Raw genomic sequence first — 25,957 nt, 5'->3', positions numbered from 1 at the left:
TGAGTCACATTGTTCACCCAAGGAACCCACATGGCACTGCACCCTGATCTGGCGGCATTTCTGGAACTGGTCGAATTTGGCCGGCTGACGGGCAGGAGCCTGCCCATGCACGCGATGGACGTGGCCCAGGCCCGTGCCGAGTTCGAAGGCAGCTCGCAGGTGCTCGACCCGAGCCCGCCTGGCAACGTCACGGCCAGCGAGCTGCAGATTACCGCACGCGACGGTGCTCGCCTGGCGGCTCGCTTGTACCGCCAGGGCGATGCCGGCGCTGCCTTGCAGCCGGTGATCCTGTACCTGCACGGCGGCGGCTACGTGGTCGGCAGCCTCGATTCGCACGACTCGGTGTGCCGTCGCCTGGCGGCCCTGGGCGAGTTCGCGGTGCTGGCGGCAGACTACCGGCTGGCACCGGAGCAGCAGTTCCCGGTGGCCCTGCACGATGCGCTGGACGCCGCCAACTGGCTGGCTGAGCAGGCGGCCTCGCTGGGCCTGGACAACCGCCGGGTGGTGCTGGCAGGGGACAGTGTGGGCGCCAGCCTGGCGGCGGTGCTGGCCATTACGGCGGTGGAGCAGCCCGAAGCGCTGGCGTTCAAGCCGCTGGCGCAGTTGCTGTTCTACCCGGTGACCGATATCTCCTGCCAGCGTGAGTCCCATCGCGAGCATGCCGAGGGTTACCTGCTGGAGACACCTACCCTGGCGTGGTTCTACCAGCACTATGCACCGCAGCGCGAACAGCGCCTGGACTGGCGGGTGTCGCCGTTGCTGTCGACGCTGCGCGAGCCATTGGCGCCGGCGTACCTGTTCGTGGCCGAGTATGACCCGTTGCACGATGAGGGCATGGCCTATCGTGACTGGCTGATGGCGGGCGGGACGGCGGTGACCTTTGCCCGGGTGGAGGGGTTGACCCATGACTTCTTGCGCATGTCGGGGATCGTGGGGCAGGTGGAGGGGATTTACCGGGATGTCGGGGAGTGGTTGAAGCGGGTCGGCGGCCAATCCTGACTTGAGCTCGCCGGGGCCGCAAAGCGGCCCCAGGGCTTCATCCGCGAACGTGCTTCTTCAATGCATCGACCAATCGCTCGATCTCCGCCTCGGTATTCAACAGCCCAGGCGCTGTCCGCACCACCGGCCCGACATCCCGCGACACCGCATCGACCACAATGCGCTGGCTGTTGAGATACCGGGCAATCTCGTCAGCATCCTGCCCCGTGACCCGGAAGAAGGTGAACCCCGCCGAATACTGCGCACTGCGCGGTGTCACCAGCTCGATCCCCGGCAGCGCTTCAAGCCGCTGCCTGAGATAGTCATTAAGCCCATGAATTCGCGCCTGGACCGCCGCCTTGCCCAACTGCAGGTGCAACTCGAACGCCTTGCCCAATGCCCAGCGATGCTCGAACGCGTGGTAACCCCCGGGCGTCATCACCGTGGCAAAGTCTTCATTCTCGGAAAACGTGGCAATGGTCGGGTTCAGCTGCTTCAGTTCGGTGGACGCCGCGCAGATGATCCCGGTACCGCGCGGTCCGAACATCCACTTGTGCGTGCCGGCGATGAAGTAATCGCAGTTGAGGTCGGCAAAGCGCATGTCTTCGACACCAAAGCCGTGCACGCCGTCGATCACGTAGATGATCCGGTCCTGCTCGTCACGCTGGCGATTGACCTCGCGCACCAGCGCGCCGATCTCGCCCACGGGCAGTTTCACGCCACTGCCCGAATGCACCCAGGTCATGCCCAGCACCCGGGTTTTCGGCCCGATGGCAGCCGCAATGGTGGCCAGTACCTGGTCGCTGTTGACCTTGGCGGGGTCTTCGAACAGGCGCAACCGGTGAACTGGCGTGCCATCGCGCGTGGTGCGAAAGCCCATGGTGTGACGGGCGGCCGAATGCTCGTGCACGGTGGTGAGAATTTCCTGCCCCGGGGCAATCTTCAGCCCGCCATAGATCAGCCCCAGGCCTTCGGTGGTGCTGCCGGTCAGGGCGATTTGCCGGGGCGTCACTTCGAGGTAGCGGGCTGCCCATTCACGCACGGCGGCTTCGTGCTTCCACTCCGACTGGCTGTCCCAGTCGACCATGCGGGCCGGGTGGCGGTCGAAGCGGGCGCGCAGCGCCTCGATGGCTTCGCGCACGGGCCTTGGGTGCGAGGTGATCAGGAAGTTGGCAAAGTGTGCGTAGGCCGGGTCCAGCTCGAACAGGCTGCGAAACGCGGCCCAGCCGTTGGCAGTGGCAGGCTGTGCAGGTGCCGCGTGGGCGGCAGGCAGCAGCGGGCCTGTGAGGGGCAGGGCGGCCGCCAGCAGGCCGGCCTGCTTGAGAAAGGTGCGACGATCGTTCATCAAGTTGCTCGCAAGAGTCAGGGGGATGAGGTGGCGACGGGTTGCGCGGTGCGCTGCACCTGCTCCCACACCCGCAGGAAGTTACCGCCCCAGAGCTTGGCAATATCGGCTTCGGAGTAGCCGCGGCTGATCAGTTCGGCGGTGACGTTGCGTGCTTCACTGGCGTTCTGCCAGCCGTCGATGCCGCCGCCTTCGTTGAAGTCCGAGCTCAGGCCGACATGGTCGATGCCGATCTTGCGCACGGTGTAGTCGATGGCGTCGCCATAGTCCTTGAGCGTGGCCGGCGGTTCTTCCTCGAGAATGCCATACAGCGCGTTGGCGTACTGGCCGACCTTCTGCTCGGGCCAGCCGGCGATCACCGGGTCGCCGGGCATCAGTGCGTAGTTCAGGTTGGCCAGCGGCGGCAGGTCGTAGCCGGCGCGCAGGGCGTCGAGTTTGTCCCGGGTCTTGCTGCTCAGGGGCTTGAGGTAGGTGGAGAAGGCCACCAGCTGGACCACGCCGCCACTGTCCTTGATCAGCTGCAGCTCCTTGTCGGAGAGGTTGCGGTCGATGTCGACCATCGCTCGTGGCGCCGAGTGCGAGGCCACCACCGGCGCCCGGCTGAGGGCGACGGCCTGGGCCAGCGCCTTGCTGGACATTTGCGACACATCGATGATCACGCCCAGGTCGTTCAGCCGCTGCACGGCGCGCTTGCCAATCGGCGACAGGCCGTCCAGGGCATCGGCGGTGTCATTGAAGAACGGCAGCGGGCGCGAGGAGTCGGCCCAGCTGTTGTTGCCCACGTAGCTGAAGCCGAACATGCGCACGCCGCGCGCGGCCCAGCGGTCGAGCTGGTCGATGTCGTCGCCCAGCGCATAGGCGTTGAGCATGCTGAGGAACACCGCGAACTTGCCTTCGCCGTGCAAGCGCCGCATGTCTTGCGGGGTGTAGGCAATACCCACCTGCTGCGGGAAGTCGCGGACCATGGCGGTGATGGCGTTGTAGCGCACTTCCTGGGTGTGGCGGGCGGCTTCGACGAAGCCTGGGGTGGGGCGGTGCGGGCCACCGTCACCAGTCCAGGATTCTGGCCAGGCGAAGATGGTCAGGGCCGCGCCGGACAATCGCCCGCGTGCGGCCTTGGCCAGGTCGAAGCGGCCATTGCCGTCCTTGTCGGCCTCGCTGCCCTCGGTGCCGAAAGTCAGCGGCAGGGTGACGTGGCTGTCAAACGAGATGATGCGTTCCTGCAGGTCGTCGGCCTGGCGGGTCACCTCCCTGGAATAGCCGGCAGGTGTGGCGAAGTAGTGCCAGGCGGCAAGCCCGGCGCCAGCGGCAACCGCCGCGGCCAGGCTGATAAACAGGGCTTTCTTCCAGCGTGGAGTCGTCATCTTGGTCTCAGTAGGTTCACCGTCGAGGGATGGGCACAGAGGCCGCCGCTACCTGCAGTGAACGAGCACGCACCCGGGAAATTTAGCCGCTATCAGGACTCCGGCGCAGGGCCCTGTAGGAGTGGCCGAGTAGCCCTCAAGGTTTGGGGTGGGTAAGCCGCTAAATTTCGCCTGCCGTGCAACGTTCTAGCCTTGGACGGGCCGTGCTCCATGGCCGCAATGAATGCACAGGTATGCAATGACGATTTCCCGACGCGGTTTCATCGCCGGTGTGGCATTGACGGGTGTGGTGGTGCCCGGTGCGCTGGGGGCGCTGTATGTGCAGCGCCAGCGTGCCGACGAGGAATTCCCGGCAACCCCTGGCGAGGCCGTCGTCGAACTGGCCGATACTCGCCTGCAGCAGTTGGGCGATACCCTGCGGGGTATCTGGCGCTGGACCCTGCAGGGCCAGGATGCGGGGCTGGACGGTCTACCCACAGGTGAGCTGGAGCTGTTCCTGGATGTGGCAACCAGCGGGCGAGCCCTGCGCGGCTACCTGGATACCCCCGAGCGCCTGCGTGGGCAGGAAGAGCCGCGCTACCGCGTGGTAGGTGACCTTCTGGCCGACAAACCGGGCACCTTGCGCTGGCGTCTGTGTTCGGCCCATGCCCGCTATGAATGCCATATCGTGCTCGACGAGGTCTGGGGCCGGTTCGGCAACGCCGGGCCGGCGACCCTCAACGGGCGTATTGCGCGCCTGGACCGCGCGCTGACATTGCCCGTGGAGGACAACCACTTCCTGGCCTTGAAGCGCACCTTCCCCGAGGCGCGCGAGCGTACCCCGCTGAACCCGCAACTGCTGGCCTGGCTGATCGCCCCGGAGCATCGCCTGTTCCACCAGCTGTGGCATGCCTCGCGGGACAAATGGCACAAACTGGACAAGGACAAGCAGGGCGCCCTGCGTGGCCTGGGCTGGCAGCCTGGGCCACGTGACCGCGAGCGTGACGCCCGGGGCCGGCACAAAGACCGCAACGGCTCGGGCGAGGACTTTTTCTTCATGCACCGGCACATGCTTGGCAATGCCCGTGCCTTGCAGGACTTGCCGTCATGGCCGCGCTTCCCGCTGCCGCAGCCGGAACTGGAGCGCGACCGCGCCGGGTTCGCCCGCTATTTCGACAACCATGACGGCAATGCCCTGCCGCCCACCTGGCTGGCCAGCGGTGATGCGGAATACACCCAGTGGGTGCGCGACATCAAGACGCCGGATACCTTCCATGGCAACTTCCAGGTCTGGGAGTCACGCTATACCGACCCGGAGTACCTGAGCACCTTGACCCTGGGCCAGTTCGGTTCGGAAGTGGAGCTGGGCCTGCACGACTGGCTGCACATGCGCTGGGCATCGGTGCCGCGCGACCCGTCCAACGGTATGCCGGTGCCGACGGCGCGTACGCCGGATGATTTTGCCGAACGCTGGTTCGCCGAGCAGAACGATTTTCTTGGTGACCCGTTTTCATCCCATGTGAACCCGGTGTTCTGGCAATTTCACGGCTGGATCGACGACCGCATCGAGGACTGGTTCCATGCCCATGAGCGGCTGCATCCGGGCGAGGTGCGGCGCCTGGAGGTCAATGGTGTGCCATGGTTTGCGCCAGGGCGCTGGGTGCAAGTGGCGGACCCGTGGCTGGGGCCGGATACCCACGGCTGCTCGACGGTGCCGGGTTTGCGGCCCGGGCGCAGTGTCGAGATGGACCCGGAGACCATGAAGCTGGCGTTGCGCATCATCTACAGCGATGACGACCTGCTCGACAAGCTGCGGCTCAAGGTACCGCAGCGGCCGTGGTATGCGCGCAACCTGAAGGTGGCGCAGCGCTCGCGTTGATTGGGGGCGCTCTGCGCCCTTTTCGCGACACAAGGCCGCTCCCACATGACGGTGCATGCTTGAACCTGTGGGAGCGGCCTTGCGTCGCGATGGGCTGCGCAGCAGCCCCGGAAAGCAACGCGGTTTACTGCCCGACCTGCCACCCACCCCCCAATGCCTTGTACAACGCCACACTGCCCTGCAACCGGGCCAGGCGCAATTGCACCTGCTGGTCCTGCGCCACATACAAGGTGCGCTGGGTCTCAAGCACGCTCAACAGCGTTTCCGCTCCCGCGCCATAACGCTGCTGCGCCAGTTCGAACGCCAGCCGCGCCTGCGCCACCTCTTCATCCTGCCACTGCCGCTGGCGGTCCACGCCCTGGATCGCATTGAGCGCTTTCTCGACATCGGCAAAACCGGCCAGGATGCTGCTGCGGTAGGTCTCCAGCAACTCTGCCTGTTCCGCCTCGGCCAGTTCACGCGCGGCGCGCAACCGGCCGTTGTTGAAGATCGGCGCGACCAGGCCGCTGGTGAGCGTGTAGTAGGCGCTGTCGAACAAATGGGCAAAGGTGTTGGCGCCAGCCCCCAGGTTGGCCCCGAGGGTGAGCTTGGGCAGCATGGCGGCGCGGGCGACCTGCAGGTTGGCGCTGGCGGCGGCCAGCCGTGCTTCCGCCGCGGCAATGTCCGGGCGACGGGTGAGCAGCTCGCTGGGTACGCCGCTGCCAATGGCGGGCCATTGCAGGGTGATGATCGCTTCCTGGCTGGCGGGTAGCGACTGCAACGGGTCGCCGAGCAGGGTTGCCAGGGTGACCCGGCTGTCCTGCCACTTCTGCTCCAGTAACGGCAGCTGGCGTTGCTGCGTGGCTACCAGGCTGCGTTGCTGGGCCAGTTCCAGGCGTGTGGCGGAACCGCTGCGCTGGCGTGCCTCGACCAGGCCCAGTACGTCCTGGGCATTGCGCAGGTTGAGGCGGGCAATGCGCAGCTGTTCTTGCAGGGCCAGGCCCTGCAGGTAACTGTCGGCCACCGCGCTGACCAGGGTCAGCTCCACGGTCTGGCGGTCGAAGCGGCTGGCATCCAGGTTGCGCAGGGCGCTGTCGCGGGTCGCCCGCAGGCCACCCCAGAAGTCGATTTCGTAGCTGGCGCTGAGCTGCATGTCGAACGAGGTACTGGTGGGTTCGTTGCGGCTGACATCCAGCTGGTCATTGCCGTCACCGTGCAGCAGGCGTTGACGGCTGCCGTCCAGGCCCAGCTTCAGCTCCGGCAGCAGCGGCGCGCCGGCGATGACTGCGCGGGCCCGGGCCTGGCGCACCCGCGCCGTGGCTGCAGCCAGGTCATGGGCATTGTGCAAGGCGTGCTGTACCAGGCGGTCGAGCTCGCGGCTGGCGAAGGCTTGCCACCACTGTGCCGTTGGCAGTTGTGCCGAGGGTGATGCGGCCTCGCCTTGCCAGGCAGGTGGCGTGGCGATACCGCTGGCAGGTGTGGGCGGCGTGCTGCAGGCGGCGAGGCATACGCATAAGGTCAACAGGCTGATGCGGCTAGGCAGAGTCATGGGTTATTCGCTGGTAAGGGCTTTGACCGGGTCGAGGCGGGCGGCCTTGCGCGCTGGCATGAAGCCGAACACGATGCCGGTGACGACGGCGCAGGCGAAGGCGCCGAGCATGGCGGGCAGGGCAAAGGCCACCGCCACTTCGGCCAGCATCAGGCCGCCACCGATGGCCAGGGCCAGGACGATGCCGGCCAGGCCGCCAACCATCGACAGCATCACCGCCTCGCTGAGAAATTGCCGCAGGATGTCGCGCTGGCGCGCGCCGGTGGCCATGCGGATGCCGATTTCACGGGTACGCTCGCGCACGGTCATCAGCATGATGTTCATCACGCCGATGCCGCCCACCAGCAGCGAGATCGCGGCGATCGCCCCCAGCATCAGCGACAGGCTGTTCTGCGTGCGCGCTTCGGCCTGGATCAGCGCCGCGTCATTGGTCAGCTCGAAGTCCTGGCGGCCGTTGTGGCGCTGGCGCAGCAGCTTGTCGATGGCCGCTTCGGCTTCGTTGACCCGCATGGAGTCGAGGGCGGCAACGGCGATGTAGTCCGGGTCACGCTGGCCGAACAGGCGGATGGCGGCGGCGGAGTAGGGCACCACGATGCGCCCGTCGCTGTCCTGGTCGCCAGAGCTGGCGCCCTTGCCGGCCAGGATACCGACCACCTGGAACGGCACATTGCCAATCAGCAGGTACTGCCCCAGCGGATCGCGCCCGGGGTCGAGCATCTTTTCCCGCACTTTCTGGCCGATCACCGCCACCGCCGCAGCGTTGGCTTCATCGGCATCGGTGTAGAAGCTGCCTTCCACCGCCGGCCAGTTGAAAATCTCGGGGAACCCGGTGTTGTTGCCGCCCACATAGAACCGCTGGCTGCTGTTGCCGTGGCGCACCATCATCTTTTCGCCGATCACCGGCATCACGTGCTTGACCTGCGGCAGTTGGCCGATGGCGGCGACATCGTCGAGGGTGATGGTGCCAGCCTGTTCGCCCAGGCTCGCCGGCTTGCCGTTGAGGTAGAGGATGTTCGAGCCGAAGGCGGCCATCTGCGCCATGACCTGGCGCTTGCTGCCTTCGCCCACGGCCAGCATCACCACCACCGAGGCTACGCCAATGACGATGCCCAGCAGGGTCAGGGCGGTGCGGAAGCGGTTGACCCACATCACCCGCCAGGCCGCCTGCAGGGCTTCGAGCAATTCGCCTTTCCACGCCCCGTGCAAGGTTGCGCCACGGTCCAGGCGCTGGCGCAGCTGGTCGGCCTGCAGCCCGCGGCCGTCGTGGGTCGTGGGCTTTTCGGCGGCGGAATCGCTGATGATCAGGCCGTCACGAATTTCGATCACCCGCTGCGCCCGCGCCGCCACGTTGCGGTCGTGGGTGATCAGGATGATCACGTGGCCCTGGCTGGCCAGCTCGTCGAGCAACGCCATCACTTCGGTGCCGCTGTGGCTGTCGAGGGCGCCGGTGGGTTCGTCGGCGAGGATGATATGGCCGCCGTTCATCAAGGCCCGGGCAATCGACACCCGTTGCTGCTGGCCGCCGGACAACTGGTGCGGGCGGTTGCCGGTGCGGCTGGCCAGGCCAAGGCGGGCGAGCAGGGCGCTGGCGCGGGCGTGGCGTTCGCTGGCGGCGACGCCGGCATAGATAGCCGGCATTTCGACGTTCTCCTGGGCCGAGCCCGAAGGGATCAGGTGGTAGCCCTGGAACACGAAGCCAAACGCCTCGCGGCGTAACCAGGCCAGTTCGTCGCTGCCCAGCTCGGCCACATCCTTGCCGGCGAAGCGGTAGCTGCCGGAAGTGGGGCGGTCAAGGCAGCCGAGGATATTCATCAAGGTCGACTTGCCGGAGCCGGAGGCGCCGACGATGGCGACGAACTCGCCGGGATGGATGCACAGGTTTATGCCATGGAGGATATCGACCTTGGGCGTTTCGACGCCGCCGTAGGATTTCCGGATGTCGACCAGCTCGATCAGGGGTGTGCTCATTCAACCTCCACTGACGCCAGGGGCGCCGATCACCAGGCGTTCGCCTTCGTTGAGGCCGTCCAGCACCTGCACCCGCAGGCGGTCGCTGAGGCCAGTGCGAACCTGGCGCTGTTCGACCTTGCCGTCGCGGGTCAGTACATGGGCCAGGCGCAGGCCATCACCGTCGTCCAGCGCAGCCAGTGGTACGGTCAGCACCTGGCTGGCTTTGCCTGCGACGAAGAACACCTGGGTGGTCATCTCGGCCATCAGCGCACCGTCCGGGTTGTCGACATCCAGCAGCACGCTGTACTGCACCACCTGGCTGCCGGCGCTGCCATTGTTGACGCTGGCCGGGCTGCCGCCGCCCTGGCTGGCCTGCTCCAGCGGCTTGGGCGGGATCGGCAGTACCTGCCGCACGGTGCTGGTCCAGCGGCGCTTGCCGCCGGCCAGGGTGGTGAAGTAGGCGGTCATGCCCGGGGTGACCTTGCCGATGTCGGCCTCCGACACCTGGGCCCACACGGTCATCGGCGAGAGCTTGGCGATGCGCAGGATCAACGGGGTTTGCTGCTGGGCATTGAGGGTTTGCCCTTCACGGGCATCCACCGCCACTACCGTACCGTCCATCGGCGCGTAGATGCGCGTGTAGCCCAGCTCGGCCTCGTCGCTGCGCAGGCTGGCCTGGGCCTGGTGGATCTGCGCCTGGAACATGTCGATGCGCGCCTGGGTGACCTTCAGCTGCGCTGCGGCCGTTTGTACGTCCTCGTCGCGGGTGGCACCGGCGGCGGCCAGGTCGCGTTGCCGTTTGAGCTGTTGCCGGGCCAGTTGGAACTGCGCGCGTTGTTCGGCCAACTGGGCCTTGAGGTTGTCGATCGAATAGCGGCCGGCATCCAGCCGGGCCTGCTGGGTCGACGGGTCGATCTCGACCAGCAACTGGCCTTTGCGCACCGTGTCGCCGACCTCGACGTGCAGGGTGTGGATCTGCCCGGACGCCTGGGCGCCAACGTCCACGTAGCGCCGTGGTTGCAGGGTGCCCAGTGCGGTGACGCTGCTTTCGATGTCGGCACGGGTTACGGCGACCGTACTGAGCGGCTGCGCGCCGTAGGGCAGGGCCTTCCAGGCCAGCAGGCTGCTCAGGCCGAGCAGGCCCAGGCCAGTGAGCAGGACCCGGCGACGGGTGTTGGTTAAAGGTCTCATGCAGACTTCCAGCCGAGGGGGTGCCAGATAGACGAAAGCGGCAGGAGGGGATTTAGCGAATGTTGGGTAGGGGCTGACAGGTGTATGGCGACAGGGTTGTGGCGCCTGCGAGATCGAGCGCCGCCCGCGCGGCGCATCGCGAGCGAAGCTCGCTCCTACATTTGTTTCGGGCCAGTTAATCCTGAGGCAGAGGCGCGCGGCCCTTTGGCGTTCACCTCGATATTGTGTGGAACAAACAAGGCGGTCGCGCGCGCTGGCGCAGGCGTTACTGGCCCGAAACAAATGTAGGAGCGAGCTTCGCTCGCGATGCGCCGCGCGGGCGGCGCTCGGTCTCCCAGGCGCTAACGCCCTCCAGCCATTCCCCTCTTGTTGCTGAGAATAATTATAATTTGTAAGATCGCACGTTGACATCACTCGGTCCCGCATTGCTGCCTGAAAGGGCTTTCTGGCATAGGCTGGCAGGACGATCTCAGGTAACGTCGTGGAACATTACTATCGCGAACTGGTGGGCTTCCTTTCCGCGCGCCTGGGCAATCGTCAGGCCGCCGAAGACGTGGCGCACGATGCCTACCTGCGGGTGCTGGAGCGCACCGACGGCGAGCGCATCGAGCACCCGCGTGCCTTCCTTTACCGTACCGCGCTCAACCTGGTGATCGACCGCCACCGGCGGCACCAGGTGCGCCAGGCCGAGCCGCTGGAGGTGCTGGACAGCGACGAGCGCTGGCACACCCCGGCACCGAGCCACGGCATGCAGCTCGACCAGCGCCTGGCGCTGATGCAGCGCGCCCTGGATGAGCTGAGCAAGGTCTGCCGCGACTGCTTCCTGCTGCGCAAGCTAGATGGCCTGTCACACCAGCAGATTGCCGAGCGCCTGGGTATTTCCCGCAGCCTGGTAGAAAAGCACATCGTCAATGCCATGAAGCACTGCCGGGTGCGCATGCGCGCGTGGGAATCCTGATTGCCGGGTTAAAGGCAAATGCAAATTCCGTCAGTCAGTCACTTGATTTCCGCGGTTTTCCCGACTTCTATCAAAGAAGACCCCTGCCAGGCATAACCTTGGCAGCAGCCGTTACTGGCGCAGTATGGTCAGGGAGCGTACCCATTACCCAACTGCCCAGGTCCGACCATGGCCAACAAGACCCTGCGCATCCTCATTGCCGACGCACACCCGTGCCAGCGCCTGCAGCTGGAGCGGCTGCTCAATGGCCTGGGCTACTACCGGATAGCGCCAGTGGACAGCTTCGAGGAGCTGCAGCGCCTGGTGCTGTGTGCCTTGCAGCCTTTCCACCTGCTGTTGGGCAATATCGAGCTGGCCAGCCATGCCGGGGTCGACCTGGTGCGCTTCTGCCGCGTCAGTACGCAGATCCAGCATGCCCTGCTGTATCACTCTACCCAGTTGATAGTGCCCTCGGTGCCGCAGACCGAGCGCCAGGCCGTCAGCCTGAGCCTGCCCCAGGTGCCCGATAACGAGGCGCTGGAGACGTTCATGGCGATCATCGATACACCGCTGCTGGTCGGCAAGCTGCCACTGCCGGGCGCCATGCCGGCTACTACGCCGCGGCCACGGCCGCGGGCCAATTTCGTCAATACCATGTTCAACCGCTAAAGCCGCAGCGGGCGGGGCAAGGGGGGCGCTATTTGCTATCCTCTTGCCCTTTGCCGATTTGCGGACCCTGCCATGACTGCCATCGATACCGCTCGCCCGCCCCGGTTCAGCCGCGGTGACCACCGGACCCTGGGCCTGGCGGCGTTGGGCGGCGCGCTGGAAATCTACGATTTCATCATTTTCGTGTTCTTTGCGCTGACCCTCAGCCAGCTGTTCTTCCCGCCCGAGATGCCCGAATGGCTGCGCCTGCTGCAAAGCTTCGGGATCTTCGTCACTGGCTACCTGGCGCGGCCGCTGGGCGGCATCCTGATGGCACACTTCGCCGACCACCTGGGACGCAAGCGGGTCTTCAGCCTGAGCATCCTGATGATGGCCCTGCCGTGCCTGTTGATCGGGGTGATGCCGACCTACGCCGACATCGGCTATGCGGCGCCGCTGATCCTGCTGGCCCTGCGCATCCTGCAGGGCGCGGCGGTGGGCGGCGAGGTGCCGAGTGCCTGGACCTTCGTCGCCGAGCACGCACCAGCCGGGCGCCGCGGCTACGCCCTGGGCTTCCTGCAGGCCGGGTTGACCTTCGGCTACCTGCTGGGAGCGCTGACCGCGACCTTGCTGGCACAGCTGTTCACAGCGCAGGAAATTCTCGACTACGCCTGGCGCTACCCGTTCCTGCTCGGCGGGGTATTCGGCGTGATCGGCGTGTGGTTGCGCCGTTGGCTCAGCGAAACACCGGTGTTCCTCGCCCTGCGCGCACGCCAGGGGCAGCCGGTGAGCTTCCCGCTACGGCGGGTGCTGGGCGAACACCGCCGGGCGTTGATCCCGGCGGCACTGCTGACTTGTGTGCTGACATCCGCCGTGGTGGTGCTGGTGGTGATTACCCCGACAGTGATGCAGCAGCGCTTCGGCATGAGTGCCGGGCACACCTTTGCCCTGAGCAGCGTGGGCATCGTCTTCCTCAACATTGGCTGCGTGCTGGCCGGGCTGCTGGTCGACCGTGTAGGCGCCTGGCGCGCGCTGATGCTCTATAGCCTGTTGCTGCCGGTGGGCATCGGTGCGTTGTACGCCAGCCTGGTGGGGCAGTGGGGCCTGACCTGGCTGGCCTATGCGCTGGCAGGTTTGTCCTGCGGCGTGGTAGGTGTGGTGCCGTCGGTGATGGTCGGGCTGTTCCCGGCCGAGATCCGCGTGTCGGGCATTTCCTTCACCTACAACGTGGCTTACGCGCTGTGGGCCAGCACCACACCGTTGGCGTTGATTGCACTGATGCCGTGGAGCCCGTGGGTGTGTGTCGGCTTTTGTCTGGTCATGGGTACGGTCGGGCTGCTGACAGCCCTGTATTTCGGGCGTCGTGAGCCATTGGCGTTTGCGGCGGAGCCGATGCCGATCATGTGCGGTGACAAATGAGCCGGTAACGGCTGCAGGGCATTGAGGCAGACTTCCGGGCCGGGGTTATTGGAATAACCTATTAGCCAAATTTAACCTGGAAGGTTAATTTCTCATGGAAAAGAGAATGCCTCACTGCCCGCTGCAGCGGGTGAAGGCGCTGTTGAGTCTAGGCAAAGTGCGTACTACCGGGGTAGCCACGCAGGGTGCGCGGGCACTTGGCATTGAGCCTTTCGCCATGCTGAACATTGTTCGCGAGCTAACGCCAGGCGACTTTCATAAGAGCATGACGACCTACAACAATCATCGAGTCTGGCAGGACGCCTATCGTCCCCAGACCGCTGTAGGAAGGGTTTACCTCAAGTTGATGGTGGTTGACGACCTGCTCATCGTGTCTTTCAAGGAGCTATGAAATGAAATGCCCACTGTGTGGAGGAGCGGAATTGGTCGCGCAATCCAAGGACATGCCTTATCGCTACAAGGGTGAAGCTACCGTTATTCCCGATGTTTATGGCGAATACTGCCCTGCTTGTGGTGAGGTGATACTGGGCATGGGAGAGGCGCAGCGCATGAGTGACCTGATGTCGGCCTTTGAGCGACAAGTCAATGGAGCCGTTGTTGACCCTGCCTTCATTGCAGCCATGCGCCGGAAGTTCGACCTCGACCAGCGTGAAGCGGGGGAAATTTTCGGTGGTGGGGTCAATGCGTTCTCTCGTTATGAAAACGGCAAGACCACGCCGCCAGTGGCGCTGGTGAAACTGCTCAAGCTGCTGGACCGCCACCCAGAGCTCTTCGAGGAAGTGCGAACTGCCTGATATTGGCAGGCAATAAAAAGCCCCCGGCTCGTGAGAACCGGGGGCTTTTCGTTAGCGCAAGAGCAGCGGCCTTACATGTTCGGGTAGTTCGGCCCGCCAGCGCCTTCAGGGGTGACCCAGGTGATGTTCTGGGCCGGGTCCTTGATGTCGCAGGTCTTGCAGTGCACGCAGTTCTGCGCGTTGATCTGGAAGCGCTTGCTGCCGTCTTCCTGGGTGACCACTTCGTACACGCCCGCCGGGCAGTAGCGCTGGGCCGGCTCGTCGTACAGCGGCAGGTTGCTGGCGATCGGCACGTTCGGGTCGGTCAGCTTCAGGTGGCAGGGTTGTTCCTCTTCGTGGTTGGTGCTGGAGAGGAATACCGAGCTGAGCTTGTCGAAACTGAGCTTGCCGTCCGGTTTCGGGTAGTCGATCTTCTGCGACTCGGCCGCCAGCTTCAGGCAGGCGTAGTCCGGCTTGGTGTCGTGCAGGGTGAACGGCAGCTTGCCGCCGAACCAGTTCTGGTCCACATAGTTGAACGCCGCGCCCAGCAGCGGGCCGAACTTGTGCATGGCCGGGCCGAAGTTGCGGCTGGCGAACAGTTCTTCGTACAGCCAGCTGGCCTTGAAGGCACTGACGTAGCCGTTCAGCTGGTCACCGCCTTCGCTGCCGGCGATCAGTGCGTCAGCCACTGCTTCGGCGGCCAGCATGCCAGACTTCATCGCAGTGTGGCTGCCCTTGATCTTGGCGAAGTTCAGGGTGCCCAGGTCACAGCCGATCAACGCGCCACCGTTGAATACCATCTTCGGCAGCGAGTTGAAGCCGCCCTTGCAGATGGCACGGGCACCGTAGCTGATGCGCTTGCCGCCTTCGAGGTACTGGCTCATCACCGGGTGGTGCTTCAGGCGCTGGAACTCGTCGAACGGCGACAGGTACGGGTTGGCGTAGGACAGGTCGACGATCAGGCCGACCACTACCTGGTTGTTTTCCAGGTGATAGAGGAACGAACCACCGGTGTTGTCCTTGGCCATCACGTCCAGCGGCCAGCCAGCGGTGTGCACCACCAGGCCCTGCTCGTGCTTGGCCGGGTCGATTTCCCAGATTTCCTTCAGGCCGATGCCGTAGTGCTGGACGTCGGCCTCGCTGTCAAGGTTGAAGCGCTTGATCAGTTGCTTGCCGATATGGCCACGGCAGCCTTCGGCGAACAGGGTGTACTTGGCGCGCAGTTCCATGCCCGGGGTGTACAGGCCGTCCTTCGGGTTGCCTTCACGGTCGACACCGAGGTCACCGGTGACGATGCCGCGGACCACGCCGTTGTCGTCGAACAGTGCTTCCTGGGCGGCGAAGCCCGGGTAGATTTCCACGCCCAGGTTCTCGGCCTGCTGGGCCAGCCAGCGGCACAGGTTGCCCAGCGAAATGATGTAGTTGCCCTGGTTGTGCATGGTCTTGGGCACGAACAGGTCAGGCACCTTGGTCGAGCTGCCGGCATCCTTGAGCACGTAGATGTCGTCGCGCTTCACTTCGGTGTTCAGCGGCGCGCCGAGCGCTTTCCAGTCGGGGAACAGCTCGTTCAGGGCACGGGGTTCGAACACCGCGCCGGAGAGGATGTGGGCGCCGACTTCAGAGCCTTTTTCCACCACGCAGACGCTGATTTCGCTACCGGTTTCGGCGGCCTTCTGCTTCAGGCGGCAGGCGGCGGACAGGCCCGCCGGGCCGGCGCCGACGATGACCACGTCGAATTCCATGTATTCGCGTTCCACTGGTTCTCTCCTACTCATCAAGGCTCGTGCTGTTGCTTTGTCTTATGGGTGCGCGGGGGCATTCGCAGCGGTTCTACGCAACGGCGGAACTGTAGCTGGGCAAATGACGGACTACACCGTTTTGTCTTGGCCGCGCATTATATCTACACCACTTGGCGGGTCCAATACAAACGTTTGTTTGAATTTGCCGCAGGCCAGTAAAATCACAGGAGCGCGGCTGGAGGGTGACCGATTTGCCGTATTGACCGGATTGGGTGTTACGGTCAAGATACGAGCGGTTTTACGTTCGCCGTAGGCTTGCAGCCGGGCGCAGGTACACCTCTAAAGACCAGGTGTGGAGCAGGGTTTTGCGGCCTTGGGCCGGTTTGTAGTGGAGTTTACACGCCACGACAGAAAATGACCCGTGAGTATTTGTCGCAAGAGTCCGGACAAGACTGTTCGGTCACTGTGAAGTTACCGCCTCCCGGTACGTTTTTAGAGGTGCCCTTGTACCCACGCGCATCGCAGGGCTCAGCCCCAGGCGACTATCTATTCACCGGAGAGTAACGAGGAATCCATGAAGGTTCTTGTAGCTGTCAAACGAGTGGTCGACTACAACGTCAAGGTTCGTGTCAAAGCGGACAACTCCGGCGTCGACCTTGCTAACGTCAAGATGTCCATGAACCCCTTCTGCGAAATCGCCGTGGAAGAAGCCGTACGCCTGAAGGAAAAGGGCGTTGCGACCGAGATCGTCGTCGTTTCCGTCGGCCCGGCCACTGCTCAGGAGCAGCTGCGTACCGCCCTGGCCCTGGGTGCCGACCGCGCCATCCTGGTCGAGGCCGCTGACGAACTGAACTCCCTGGCCGTGGCCAAGGCGCTGAAAGCCGTTGTCGACAAAGAGCAGCCGCAGCTGGTCATTCTCGGCAAGCAGGCCATCGACAGCGACAACAACCAGACCGGCCAGATGCTGGCTGCGCTGACCGGCTACGCACAAGGCACCTTCGCCTCCAAGGTGGAAGTGGCGGGCGACAAGCTGAACGTCACCCGTGAAATCGATGGCGGCCTGCAGACCGTTGCGCTGAACCTGCCAGCCATCGTCACCACCGACCTGCGCCTGAACGAGCCGCGCTACGCGTCGCTGCCGAACATCATGAAGGCCAAGAAGAAGCCGCTGGAGACCGTCACTCCAGACGCGCTGGGCGTTTCCCTCGCCTCCACCAACAAGACCGTGAAAGTTGAAGCCCCGGCTGCCCGCAGCGCGGGTATCAAGGTCAAATCGGTGGCCGAACTGGTCGAGAAGCTGAAGAACGAAGCGAAGGTAATCTAAATGACTATCCTGGTTGTCGCTGAATACGAGAACGGTGCCGTAGCCCCGGCCACCCTGAACACTGTTGCCGCTGCCGCCAAGATCGGTGGTGATGTGCACGTGCTGGTCGCTGGCCAGAACGTGGGCGGCGTTGCCGAGTCTGCTGCCAAGATCGCTGGCGTGGCCAAGGTGCTGGTTGCCGATAATGCTGCCTACGCCCATGTCCTGCCGGAAAACGTTGCGCCGCTGATCGTCGAGCTGGCCAAGGGCTACAGCCACGTGCTGGCCCCGGCCACCACCAATGGCAAGAACATCCTGCCGCGCGTTGCTGCGCTGCTGGATGTGGACCAGATTTCCGAGATCATCTCGGTCGAGTCCGCCGACACCTTCAAGCGCCCGATCTATGCCGGTAACGCCATTGCCACCGTGCAATCGAGCGCGGCCATCAAGGTCATCACCGTGCGTACCACCGGCTTCGACGCCGTGGCCGCCGAAGGTGGTTCGGCTGCCATCGAGGCCGTCGGCGCTGCCCACAACGCCGGCATCTCGGCCTTCGTTGGCGAAGAGCTGGCCAAGTCCGACCGCCCAGAACTGACCGCTGCCAAGATCGTCGTTTCCGGCGGCCGTGGCATGGGCAACGGTGACAACTTCAAGCACCTGTACAGCCTGGCCGACAAGCTCGGTGCTGCCGTCGGTGCTTCGCGCGCCGCCGTCGACGCCGGCTTCGTGCCGAACGACATGCAGGTCGGCCAGACCGGCAAGATCGTTGCGCCGCAGCTGTACATCGCCGTCGGCATCTCTGGCGCGATCCAGCACCTGGCCGGCATGAAAGACTCCAAGGTGATCGTGGCGATCAACAAGGACGAAGAAGCACCGATCTTCCAGGTAGCCGACTACGGCCTGGTCGCTGACCTGTTCGAAGCGGTTCCGGAGCTGGAAAAGCTGGTCTGATCCGCCTGCTTCACTTATAAAGAACCCGGCCCTCGCACAGGGGGCCGGGTTTTTTTGTGGTCTGTTCCGGCCCAATCACCGGCAAGCCAGCTCCCACAGGTACAGTACAGTTCTCAAGGGCGGCGCTGTGCCTGTGGGAGCTGGCTTGCCGGCGATTGGGCCAGGCCAAGCAATACAAGGAGTGAGCAATGGTGCTGCGTAAAGCAGGCAGGGTGCTGGCATGCACGGCGTTGTTGGTGTCGCCGCTGGTCATGGCGGCAGGCAAGTGCGAACGCCTGGTGGCAACCGGTAGCCCCGATGCGCCGCCCTATTCATGGCAAGACCCGAGCGACCCGAAACACCTGATCGGCGCCAACGTCGACCTGCTGCGCCAGGTGGCTGGCGAGCTGGGCGTGAAGGTGGAGGTGCTGAACGCCGGCCGTCGTGACCAGGCGCTGGAAGAAGTGCGTAGCGGGCGCATGGACCTGCTGCTCGACACCCCCATGCAGGTGGAGCAACTGACCGCGTTGGACTACCTCCACCCACCCCTGCAGCTCAACGAATACCTGGTGTGGACGCGCCACGACGCCACACTGGTCTTCGAAGGCCCGGCGGACCTGGCCCAGTATCAGGGCAGCTTGTCCGAGCGCGCGCGGCTGACCCCGGCCTTTACCGCTTTCGCCAAGGCCCAGCTGAAGCTGGTGCCGGCACAGAACCTGACCCAGGCGTTCCAGAAACTGGTGCTCGGCCAGGTGGATTATGTGCTCGCTGGCCGCTATTCAGGCATGGCCATGGTCCAGAGCCTGGGCATGAGCAATGACCTGATCGCCCGCGGCCTGCCGGTGGATCGGCCGGGCCTGTACCTGGCCCTGTCGCACAACTCGGCCTGCAATGACAGCTGGTTGCGTGGGCAACTGGCAAAAAAACTGACAGAATTGCCGATCTCCGGTGCGTCCGAGGCCGTGCTGCAACGTAATGTCGAGCGCTGGAAAGCACAGCTGCAGGTGCCGTCGGACGCCCCCAAACACTAGGAAGATTGCGTGAGAACCCAACCACTAATCCTTGCCCTGGCCGTGCTCGGCCTGGCTGGCTGCGCCAACGATCCGGCCCCTAACGAGCAGATGCGCATTTCCGAACAGGCACTGGAGCAGGCCAGGGCCGTCGGTGCCACCGAACAGGTCGAAGCGCTCAAGCTGGCCGAAGACAAGCTGGCCCGGGCCAAGACCAATATGCTCACCGAAGACTACCGCGACGCGCGCATGCGTGCCGAGCAGGCCGAGCTGGATGCGCGCCTGGCCGAGGCCCAGGTGCTGAACCAGAAGAGCGAAGAGCAGCTGCAACTGCTGCAGTCGCGGGTCAAGCGCCTGCGCAAGCAGCTGGAGGTGCAGCCATGATCCGTCGCATGCCATTGGCTGCGCTGGCAGTGCTGGCGCTGTCGGCAGGTCTTCAAGGTTGCGCCAGCCAGCGCAGCAGCGCAGCGCTGGATGAAGCCACCGCAGCCTTCCAGAAGGTCAAGGATGATTCCGATGTGCTGCGCAGCGCACCGCGTGACGTGATTCGCGCAGGCGAGTCGCTGGCTCGCGCCGAGCGCCTGTCCAGCTATATCGGCACCGGTGCCGACGTGCGCCATTACGCTTACCTGAGCCAGCGTTACAGCGAGATTGCCAGCGAGCATGCCAAGCTGGCGCTGAATCAGGAACGCCAGGCCAAGCTCGACCTGGAGCGCCAGCGCCTGCAGCTGGCCCTGCGCGAGGCCAAGCTGGCCAGTGTGCAGCAGCAGGGCAAGTGGATCGAGTCGCAGATTGCCGCGCTGGCCTCGGAGCAGACCGACCGTGGCCTGGTGATGACCCTGGGTGACGTGCTGTTCGACACCGGTCGTGCCGACCTGAAGAACTCGGCCAGCCGTACCGTGCTCAAGCTGGTGCAGTTCCTTCAGCTCAACCCGCGCCGGGTGGTGCGAATCGAGGGTTATACCGACAGCACCGGCCCGGCGGAGGACAACCTGAAGCTGTCCCGTGATCGGGCGCAGGCCGTGGCCGACATGCTGGTGGACCTGGGGATTGACGAAAAGCGCCTGCAGGTCGAGGGGTATGGCGACCAGTACCCGATCGAGGCCAATGCCTCGGAGCGGGGCAGGGCGCAGAACCGCCGCGTGGAGATCGTGTTCTCCGATGACAAGGGCAAGCTGGCGCCAGCGCGCTGAATCATGTGAAAAGGGGGCTGCGAAGCAGCCCCGGCTTTTCGTCGGGCTAGCCGGGCTTGATCGTTTCTATAGCTGTCACGCAACTGTATTGTTGACTATCCTGCGATCTGTCCCAGTACACTTTGCAACTGTTACGGTATTCTCTACTGTCAGTGAGCTACACAAGAATAACGAGCCAGTCCGCGCGTCGAGATAAAGCCATGACCAACCTGTTGCTGTACCAGCGTATCGCCCAGCAACTGGCCGATGACATCCGTCGCGGTGTCTACCAGCCAGGCGAGCGGGTACCCTCCGTGCGCAAGATGAGCGCCCAGCTCAATGTCAGCCATGCCACGGTGCTGCAGGCCTATGCCAATCTCGAGGATCAGGGGCTGATCCGTGCGCGGCCGCAGTCCGGCTACTACGTGCACCAGACCCCGGCCCTGACTGCGCAGACCCCGGACATCGCCCGGGTGGAGCGCCCCGGCCTGGTCACCCGTGCCAGTATCATCCAGCAGGTACTGACCGAAGCTCGCCGTGATGGCGTGTTCCCGTTCGGCGCCGCGGTGCCGCACGTCGACTACTTGCCGGTCCGGGCCCTGCACCAGCAGATCGCCAAGGTGACGCGCTTTCACAGCCCACGCGCCTTCAGCTACATGTTCAGCCCCGGTTTCGAGCCGCTGCGCCGGCAGATCGCCATACGCATGCGTGATGCCGGCGTGCTGGTCGACCCGCGTGAAGTGATCGTGACCCATGGCTGCGTCGATGCGCTGCAGATGTCACTGCGCGTGCTGACCCGTCCCGGCGACTTGATTGCCGCCGAATCACCCACCTATTACGGGCTGTTGCAGCTGGCCGACCTGCTGGGCCTGAAGGTGATCGAGATCCCCAGTGACCCGTCCACCGGCATCAGCCTCGAAGCCTTGCAGCTGGCGGCCAATCAGTGGTCGATCAAGGCCCTGGTGCTGACTGCGCGCCTTAGCAACCCGCTGGGCGGCACCGTCCCGGAGGAGCGACAGAAGCAGTTGCTGCGCCTGGCGTCGGACTTCGATATCCAGATCGTCGAGGATGACATCTATGGCGAGCTGATGTTCGAGCAGGGCAAGACCAAGGCGCTGAAGGCATTCGACCGGCTGGACCGGGTGATCTATTGCTCGAGTTTTTCCAAGACCCTGTCCCCCGGTGTACGCGTAGGCTGGATGATTGCCGGGCGCTATCGGGACGAAATCCAGCGCCTGCAAACCTTTACCACCCACTCGGCCTGCAGCGTGACGCAGATGGGTGTGGCGGCCTACCTGGAGAATGGCGGCTACGACCGGCACCTGCGTTACATCCGCCAGGAGTACCGCAAGAACCTCAGTGCCTATCAGCTGGCGGTGCAGCAGCACTTCCCCGAGGGTACCCAGATGACCCGGCCGACGGGCGGTTTCATCCTGTGGGTGAGCCTGCCCGGGCGGGTCAACACCCAGGAGCTGCATGTGCGCGCGCTGGAGCAGGGCATCAGTATTGCGCCCGGGCTGATCTTCAGTAACACCGAGCAATTCAACCACTGCATCCGCCTTAATTGCGGTATACCTTGGAACAAGGAAGCCGAGCGCGCGGTGATCACTCTCGGCCTGCTGGCCCAGCAATTGTGCCGGGAGCCAGCGGCCGCGCTTTTGTAGGCTTGCCACGCGCCTGCGGAACAGGGAGCATACGCACTTTTCCTGCCAGCCTGTCCATTTGCCATGAATGCTTTGCGCCGTATTGCCCTGATCTTGTGCCTTGTACCGCTCTGCACTCTGGCTGGTGCTACCCAGGCTGCGCAGCCGGCAGGCCAGGCGCAGGCGGCCAAACCGGTGCAGAAAGCCAAGCCGGTGCAGAAAGCCGCAGCCAAGCCAGCGCACAAGCAGGCGGCCAGGAAAGCCGGCAACAGCAAGGCCAGGCCGGCACGCAAGCCCGTGAGCAAAGAGGTTGCCCAGCCGTTGCCCAAGGCAAAGCTCGACCTCAGCCTGCCTGCCGATATGGTCAATAGCCTGGAGCCGAATGTGGGCAGCCTTGCGCCGATCCAGCGACGTAAACCTTTGCTGCCGCCCATGTTCACTGAAAAGCCAGAGGCCGATGACAGCCCGTTCCAGCTCAATGGTCGGCTGATCAGCAACGAAATGCAGCTGCAACTGCGCAATGACAGCCGTCGCGACGTGGAAGGGGCGGCCATCGATTTCGAGTACCGCCAGTAGTCAGCGAACTGACTGCCGGGTCATGGCAGATTTCATCGTGCCAGCAATTTCAAACGCCTGTTTGAGCGGTTACTATCCAGGGGCGTTCGTCCCGTTTTGTTCCAGGGAGTCCTGATTTTGGTGAATAGCCATGAATTGCCGTGAGGGCTGTGGTGCCTGCTGCATTGCCCCGTCCATCACCTCTGCGATGCCGCGCATGCCCAATGGCAAGCCGGCTGGCGAGCGCTGCCTGCACCTGACCGTAGACAACCTCTGCGACCTGTTCGGCAAGCCCGAGCGACCGGCGGTGTGTGGCGGTTTCAAGGCGGATGTCGAGGTGTGCGGCAATGACCGTGACGAGGCCATCAGGATTCTCGGTTGGTGGGAGCAGATGACGGCGGCGTGACAGGCTGGATCTTCGAAAACAAGGATAAACATGATGAGATCGTTCAAGCGTATTGCTCTGCTGTGTGGCATGGGTGTTCTGCTGTCGCCTGCGGCCTGGGCCGAAAACTGGCAGGTGGCCAAGGACGAGGAGGGGATCAAGGTTTCCCTCAGTGAAGTGGCCGGTTCCAAGTACAAGGCCTATCAAGGCGTCACCGTGATCAAGGCGCCGCTGGCCAAGGTGCAGGCGTTGCAGGAAGACGTGGTAGGTGCCTGCAAATGGATTCATGAGTGCAAGTCGCAGAAGCTGCTCAAGCATGAAGGTGACCAGAGCTGGACCTACACCCAGTTCAATACGCCATGGCCGGTGACGCCGCGGGACTCGGTATTGCATGTGACCACGGTGAAGCAGGCTGATGGCAGCCTGGTACGCAACCTGAAGGAAGAGCCGACCTACATCCCGGAAGAGAAGGGCTTTGTGCGGGTGGCGAAGGTCGAAGGCTTCTGGAAACTGGTGCCCAAGGGCGACAGCACGGAGGTGACCTATCAGGTACACACCGAGCCAGGTGGTAGCGTGCCAGCGATGGTGGCCAACAAGTTCGTGGTGGATGCGCCGTTCAATACCCTGAAAGGGTTGCGGGAACGAGCTGAGAAAAACTGAGGCTTTGTACTGTCTGTACTGGCCTCTTCGCGGGTAAACCCGCTCCCACAGGGTTCTCACAATCCTCCGGGTCTGTGAAGGCCCTGTGGGAGCGGGTTTACCCGCGAAGAGGTCGGCACAGGAGGAATAAAAAAGGCTGCCCGAGGGCAGCCTTTTTGCGTTCGGCTATGGAAGCTTACTTGCGGTCCTGCAGCGCAACGATGTCGCGCTTCTGCTCGCCGGTGTACAGCTGGCGCGGGCGGCCGATCTTGTACGGGCTGGAGAGCATTTCTTTCCAGTGCGAGATCCAGCCCACGGTACGTGCCAGGGCGAAGATCACGGTGAACATGCTGGTCGGAATGCCGATTGCCTTGAGGATGATCCCCGAGTAGAAGTCGACGTTCGGGTACAGCGAGCGCTCGATGAAGTACGGATCGGTCAGGGCGATCTCTTCCAGGCGCATGGCCAGTTCCAGCTGCGGGTCGTTCTTGATGCCCAGCTCGCGCAGGACTTCGTCGCAGGTCTGCTTCATCACGGTGGCGCGTGGGTCGCGGTTCTTGTACACGCGGTGACCGAAGCCCATGAGCTTGAACGGGTCGTTCTTGTCCTTGGCCTTGGCGATGAACTTGTCGATGTTCGAGACATCGCCGATTTCATCGAGCATGGTCAGGACCGCTTCGTTCGCACCGCCGTGGGCCGGGCCCCACAGTGCGGCGATACCGGCGGCGATACAGGCGAACGGGTTGGCACCCGACGAGCCGGCCAGACGAACGGTGGAGGTGGAGGCGTTCTGCTCGTGGTCGGCGTGGAGGATGAAGATCCGGTCCATCGCCTTGGCCAGCACCGGGCTGATCGGTTTGATCTCGCACGGGGTATTGAACATCATGTGCAGGAAGTTTTCCGCGTACGACAGGTCGTTGCGCGGGTACATCATCGGCTGGCCCATGGAGTACTTGTAAACCATCGCGGCCAGGGTCGGCATCTTGGCGACCAGGCGCACCGCGGAAATTTCGCGGTGTTGCGGGTTATTGATGTCCAGGGAGTCGTGATAGAACGCCGACAGGGCGCCGACCACGCCGCACATCACTGCCATCGGGTGAGCGTCGCGGCGGAAGCCGTTGAAGAAGGACTTCAGCTGCTCGTGAACCATGGTGTGGTTCTTTACGGTGCTGACGAACTGGGCCTTCTGCTCGGCATTCGGCAGTTCGCCGTTGAGCAGCAGGTAGCAGGTTTCGAGGTAGTCGGATTTTTCAGCGAGCTGCTCGATCGGGTAGCCGCGGTGCAGCAGGATACCTTTGTCGCCGTCAATGTAGGTGATCTTCGACTCGCACGAGGCAGTCGCCATGAAACCAGGGTCGAAGGTGAAGTGACCAGTGGCCCCCAACCCGCGGACGTCGATTACATCAGGACCAACGGTGCCGGTTAAAATGGGCAGCTCGACGGGGGCAGCGCCCTCGATGACCAACTGCGCTTTTTTGTCAGCCATGTGGCCTCCTATTAATGCTTGAAATCATCAGACAGACCCCCCACGCAGGGCCCGCACCACTATAGAGGGATAAATTCAGATGTCAATTTGCCTAAAGGCTTGTTGAAACAGGCATTGAGGCCTGATTTTTCACGAAATTCTCGCCCATTTACGCCTTTTGTCCGTTAAAGGCAATGCGCTATTTGGGCTACCCCCTCACGTTGTCATAAGCAGCCTAACTGTCTATACTCGCAACCCGACCGCCAGGGGCTTGCAAGCCCGAACTGCTGGGGGTCGCCGTTCCCTGGGTGGTGGGTACCTGACCAGTACACTTACCAACAACTTTGCCCTGATTCGCTAGGGGCTCTTCAGTGTGAAAAAAGCCGTGAAAAGCCAACGACCTGTAAACCTAGACCTAAGGACCATCAAGCTCCCCGTCACTGCGTACACGTCCATCCTGCACCGTATCTCCGGCGTCATCCTGTTCCTCGGCCTTGCCATCATGCTTTATGCACTGGGCAAGTCGCTGGGTTCCGAGGAAGGCTTTGGTGAGGTGAAGGCGTGTCTGACCAGCCCGCTGGCCAAATTCGTGACCTGGGGCCTGCTATCCGCCCTGCTTTATCACCTCGTGGCAGGTGTACGTCACCTGATCATGGACATGGGTATCGGTGAGACGCTGGAAGGCGGCAAGCTGGGCTCGAAAATCGTGATCGTCATCTCCGTGGTGCTGATCGTTCTGGTGGGAGTTTGGGTATGGTAACCAATGTCACGAACCTGTCGCGTTCGGGCCTCTATGACTGGATGGCGCAGCGCGTTTCTGCGGTCGTTCTCGCGGCTTACTTCCTCTTCCTGATCGGCTACGTGGTCGCCCACCCAGGCATCGACTACACCCAGTGGCATGGTCTGTTCTCCAACAACGCGATGCGGATCTTCAGTCTGCTGGCCCTCGTTGCCCTGGGCGCTCACGCCTGGGTCGGCATGTGGACCATTGCAACCGACTACCTGACGCCAATGTCGTTCGGCAAGTCGGCAACTGCGATTCGTTTCCTGTTCCAGGCGGTATGCGGCGTTGCGATGTTCGCTTACTTCGTCTGGGGTGTGCAGATTCTCTGGGGTATCTGATCC

General features: G+C 63.7%; 25 protein-coding genes. 18 read left to right on the top strand and 7 right to left on the bottom strand.

Annotation, left to right across the window (positions count from 1 at the left end; translation table 11 throughout):
* Positions 1–30: 30 nt before the first annotated feature.
* Complete coding sequence (locus MKK04_RS18495) at positions 31–999, top strand: alpha/beta hydrolase (RefSeq protein WP_233686962.1); 969 nt, start codon at positions 31–33, stop codon at positions 997–999.
* Between the two features lie 37 nt (positions 1,000–1,036).
* Here the strand turns inward: MKK04_RS18495 and pvdN are convergent, their stop codons facing one another.
* Together pvdN and pvdM are read right to left on the bottom strand one after the other, a co-directional pair.
* The gene (gene pvdN / locus MKK04_RS18490) at positions 1,037–2,323 is read right to left on the bottom strand and encodes a pyoverdine-tailoring periplasmic protein PvdN (protein WP_207830067.1); all 1,287 of its coding nucleotides are present in this window, start codon (positions 2,321–2,323) and stop codon (positions 1,037–1,039) included.
* A 17-nt stretch (positions 2,324–2,340) separates the two neighbouring features.
* Positions 2,341–3,687 carry a pyoverdine-tailoring dipeptidase-like protein PvdM gene (pvdM, locus tag MKK04_RS18485; RefSeq protein WP_063912737.1) on the bottom strand — a complete coding sequence of 449 codons (1,347 nt, stop codon included), beginning with the start codon at positions 3,685–3,687 and terminating at the stop codon, positions 2,341–2,343.
* A gap of 238 nt (positions 3,688–3,925) precedes the next feature.
* Between pvdM and pvdP the strand changes: the two genes are divergently transcribed.
* Positions 3,926–5,545, top strand: coding sequence for a pyoverdine maturation tyrosinase PvdP (gene pvdP / locus MKK04_RS18480; RefSeq protein ID WP_233693693.1), 1,620 nt, complete (start codon positions 3,926–3,928; stop codon positions 5,543–5,545).
* A 124-nt stretch (positions 5,546–5,669) separates the two neighbouring features.
* Here the strand turns inward: pvdP and MKK04_RS18475 are convergent, their stop codons facing one another.
* The 3 genes from MKK04_RS18475 to MKK04_RS18465 are packed head-to-tail and all read right to left on the bottom strand — an operon-like array spanning position 5,670 to position 10,214.
* Positions 5,670–7,073, bottom strand: a complete 1,404-nt coding sequence (locus MKK04_RS18475) for an efflux transporter outer membrane subunit (protein WP_241105871.1) — start codon at positions 7,071–7,073, stop codon at positions 5,670–5,672.
* Positions 7,074–7,076: 3 nt separating this feature from the next.
* Entirely contained in the window at positions 7,077–9,041 is a 1,965-nt protein-coding gene (locus tag MKK04_RS18470; protein WP_207830074.1) for a MacB family efflux pump subunit, read from the bottom strand.
* Positions 9,042–10,214 (bottom strand): efflux RND transporter periplasmic adaptor subunit, encoded by a 1,173-nt coding sequence (locus MKK04_RS18465; RefSeq protein ID WP_241105870.1) that lies wholly within the window; start codon positions 10,212–10,214, stop codon positions 9,042–9,044.
* Between the two features lie 481 nt (positions 10,215–10,695).
* Here MKK04_RS18465 and MKK04_RS18460 point away from each other — a divergent pair, with 481 nt between their 5' ends.
* The 5 genes from MKK04_RS18460 to MKK04_RS18440 all read left to right on the top strand — a co-directional run bounded on the left by MKK04_RS18460 (position 10,696) and on the right by MKK04_RS18440 (position 14,012).
* Positions 10,696–11,172, top strand: coding sequence for a sigma-70 family RNA polymerase sigma factor (locus MKK04_RS18460; RefSeq protein ID WP_207830078.1), 477 nt, complete (start codon positions 10,696–10,698; stop codon positions 11,170–11,172).
* Between the two features lie 168 nt (positions 11,173–11,340).
* Positions 11,341–11,820, top strand: coding sequence for a histidine kinase (locus MKK04_RS18455; RefSeq protein ID WP_207830080.1), 480 nt, complete (start codon positions 11,341–11,343; stop codon positions 11,818–11,820).
* 72 nt (positions 11,821–11,892) lie between these two features.
* Positions 11,893–13,218 carry an MFS transporter gene (locus MKK04_RS18450; RefSeq protein WP_241105869.1) on the top strand — a complete coding sequence of 442 codons (1,326 nt, stop codon included), beginning with the start codon at positions 11,893–11,895 and terminating at the stop codon, positions 13,216–13,218.
* 94 nt (positions 13,219–13,312) lie between these two features.
* On the top strand, positions 13,313–13,609 hold the full coding sequence (locus MKK04_RS18445; protein WP_241105868.1) for a type II toxin-antitoxin system MqsR family toxin: 297 nt from the start codon (positions 13,313–13,315) through the stop codon (positions 13,607–13,609).
* 1 nt (position 13,610) lies between these two features.
* The gene (locus MKK04_RS18440; RefSeq protein WP_207830085.1) at positions 13,611–14,012 is read left to right on the top strand and encodes a type II TA system antitoxin MqsA family protein; all 402 of its coding nucleotides are present in this window, start codon (positions 13,611–13,613) and stop codon (positions 14,010–14,012) included.
* A gap of 71 nt (positions 14,013–14,083) precedes the next feature.
* Here MKK04_RS18440 and MKK04_RS18435 read toward each other — a convergent pair whose 3' ends face one another.
* On the bottom strand, positions 14,084–15,766 hold the full coding sequence (locus tag MKK04_RS18435; RefSeq protein WP_272493135.1) for an electron transfer flavoprotein-ubiquinone oxidoreductase: 1,683 nt from the start codon (positions 15,764–15,766) through the stop codon (positions 14,084–14,086).
* 538 nt (positions 15,767–16,304) lie between these two features.
* On the opposite strand from MKK04_RS18435, the gene MKK04_RS18430 reads away from it, so the two are divergent.
* The 9 genes from MKK04_RS18430 to MKK04_RS18390 all read left to right on the top strand — a co-directional run bounded on the left by MKK04_RS18430 (position 16,305) and on the right by MKK04_RS18390 (position 23,388).
* Positions 16,305–17,054, top strand: coding sequence for an electron transfer flavoprotein subunit beta/FixA family protein (locus tag MKK04_RS18430; protein ID WP_207830090.1), 750 nt, complete (start codon positions 16,305–16,307; stop codon positions 17,052–17,054).
* A complete protein-coding gene (locus MKK04_RS18425; RefSeq protein WP_013973453.1) occupies positions 17,055–17,984 on the top strand; it encodes an electron transfer flavoprotein subunit alpha/FixB family protein in 930 nt (309 codons plus the stop codon).
* A 188-nt stretch (positions 17,985–18,172) separates the two neighbouring features.
* A complete protein-coding gene (locus tag MKK04_RS18420; RefSeq protein ID WP_207830092.1) occupies positions 18,173–18,994 on the top strand; it encodes a substrate-binding periplasmic protein in 822 nt (273 codons plus the stop codon).
* Between the two features lie 9 nt (positions 18,995–19,003).
* A complete protein-coding gene (locus tag MKK04_RS18415; protein WP_063912724.1) occupies positions 19,004–19,357 on the top strand; it encodes a DUF4398 domain-containing protein in 354 nt (117 codons plus the stop codon).
* Entirely contained in the window at positions 19,354–20,166 is an 813-nt protein-coding gene (locus tag MKK04_RS18410; RefSeq protein WP_207830094.1) for an OmpA family protein, read from the top strand. Before MKK04_RS18415 ends, MKK04_RS18410 begins: the two co-directional genes overlap by 4 nt.
* A gap of 200 nt (positions 20,167–20,366) precedes the next feature.
* Entirely contained in the window at positions 20,367–21,809 is a 1,443-nt protein-coding gene (locus tag MKK04_RS18405) for an aminotransferase-like domain-containing protein (RefSeq protein ID WP_063912722.1), read from the top strand.
* Between the two features lie 63 nt (positions 21,810–21,872).
* On the top strand, positions 21,873–22,364 hold the full coding sequence (locus tag MKK04_RS18400; protein ID WP_241105866.1) for a hypothetical protein: 492 nt from the start codon (positions 21,873–21,875) through the stop codon (positions 22,362–22,364).
* A 130-nt stretch (positions 22,365–22,494) separates the two neighbouring features.
* The gene (locus MKK04_RS18395; protein ID WP_046615097.1) at positions 22,495–22,749 is read left to right on the top strand and encodes a YkgJ family cysteine cluster protein; all 255 of its coding nucleotides are present in this window, start codon (positions 22,495–22,497) and stop codon (positions 22,747–22,749) included.
* 33 nt (positions 22,750–22,782) lie between these two features.
* Positions 22,783–23,388 carry an START domain-containing protein gene (locus MKK04_RS18390; RefSeq protein ID WP_207830098.1) on the top strand — a complete coding sequence of 202 codons (606 nt, stop codon included), beginning with the start codon at positions 22,783–22,785 and terminating at the stop codon, positions 23,386–23,388.
* 175 nt (positions 23,389–23,563) lie between these two features.
* Here the strand turns inward: MKK04_RS18390 and gltA are convergent, their stop codons facing one another.
* Positions 23,564–24,853, bottom strand: a complete 1,290-nt coding sequence (gene gltA, locus MKK04_RS18385) for a citrate synthase (protein ID WP_013973445.1) — start codon at positions 24,851–24,853, stop codon at positions 23,564–23,566.
* A gap of 352 nt (positions 24,854–25,205) precedes the next feature.
* On the opposite strand from gltA, the gene sdhC reads away from it, so the two are divergent.
* Entirely contained in the window at positions 25,206–25,592 is a 387-nt protein-coding gene (gene sdhC / locus MKK04_RS18380; RefSeq protein ID WP_012315350.1) for a succinate dehydrogenase, cytochrome b556 subunit, read from the top strand.
* Positions 25,586–25,954 (top strand): succinate dehydrogenase, hydrophobic membrane anchor protein, encoded by a 369-nt coding sequence (sdhD, locus tag MKK04_RS18375; RefSeq protein ID WP_003254214.1) that lies wholly within the window; start codon positions 25,586–25,588, stop codon positions 25,952–25,954. The genes sdhC and sdhD overlap by 7 nt, the downstream gene beginning before the upstream one ends.
* Positions 25,955–25,957 lie beyond the last annotated feature (3 nt).

Source organism: Pseudomonas sp. LS.1a (genome assembly GCF_022533585.1).
Taxonomy (GTDB): Bacteria; Pseudomonadota; Gammaproteobacteria; order Pseudomonadales; family Pseudomonadaceae; genus Aquipseudomonas.
Note: the sequence above shows the minus strand (reverse complement) of the source record. Positions and strands in the feature narration are given on the sequence as shown.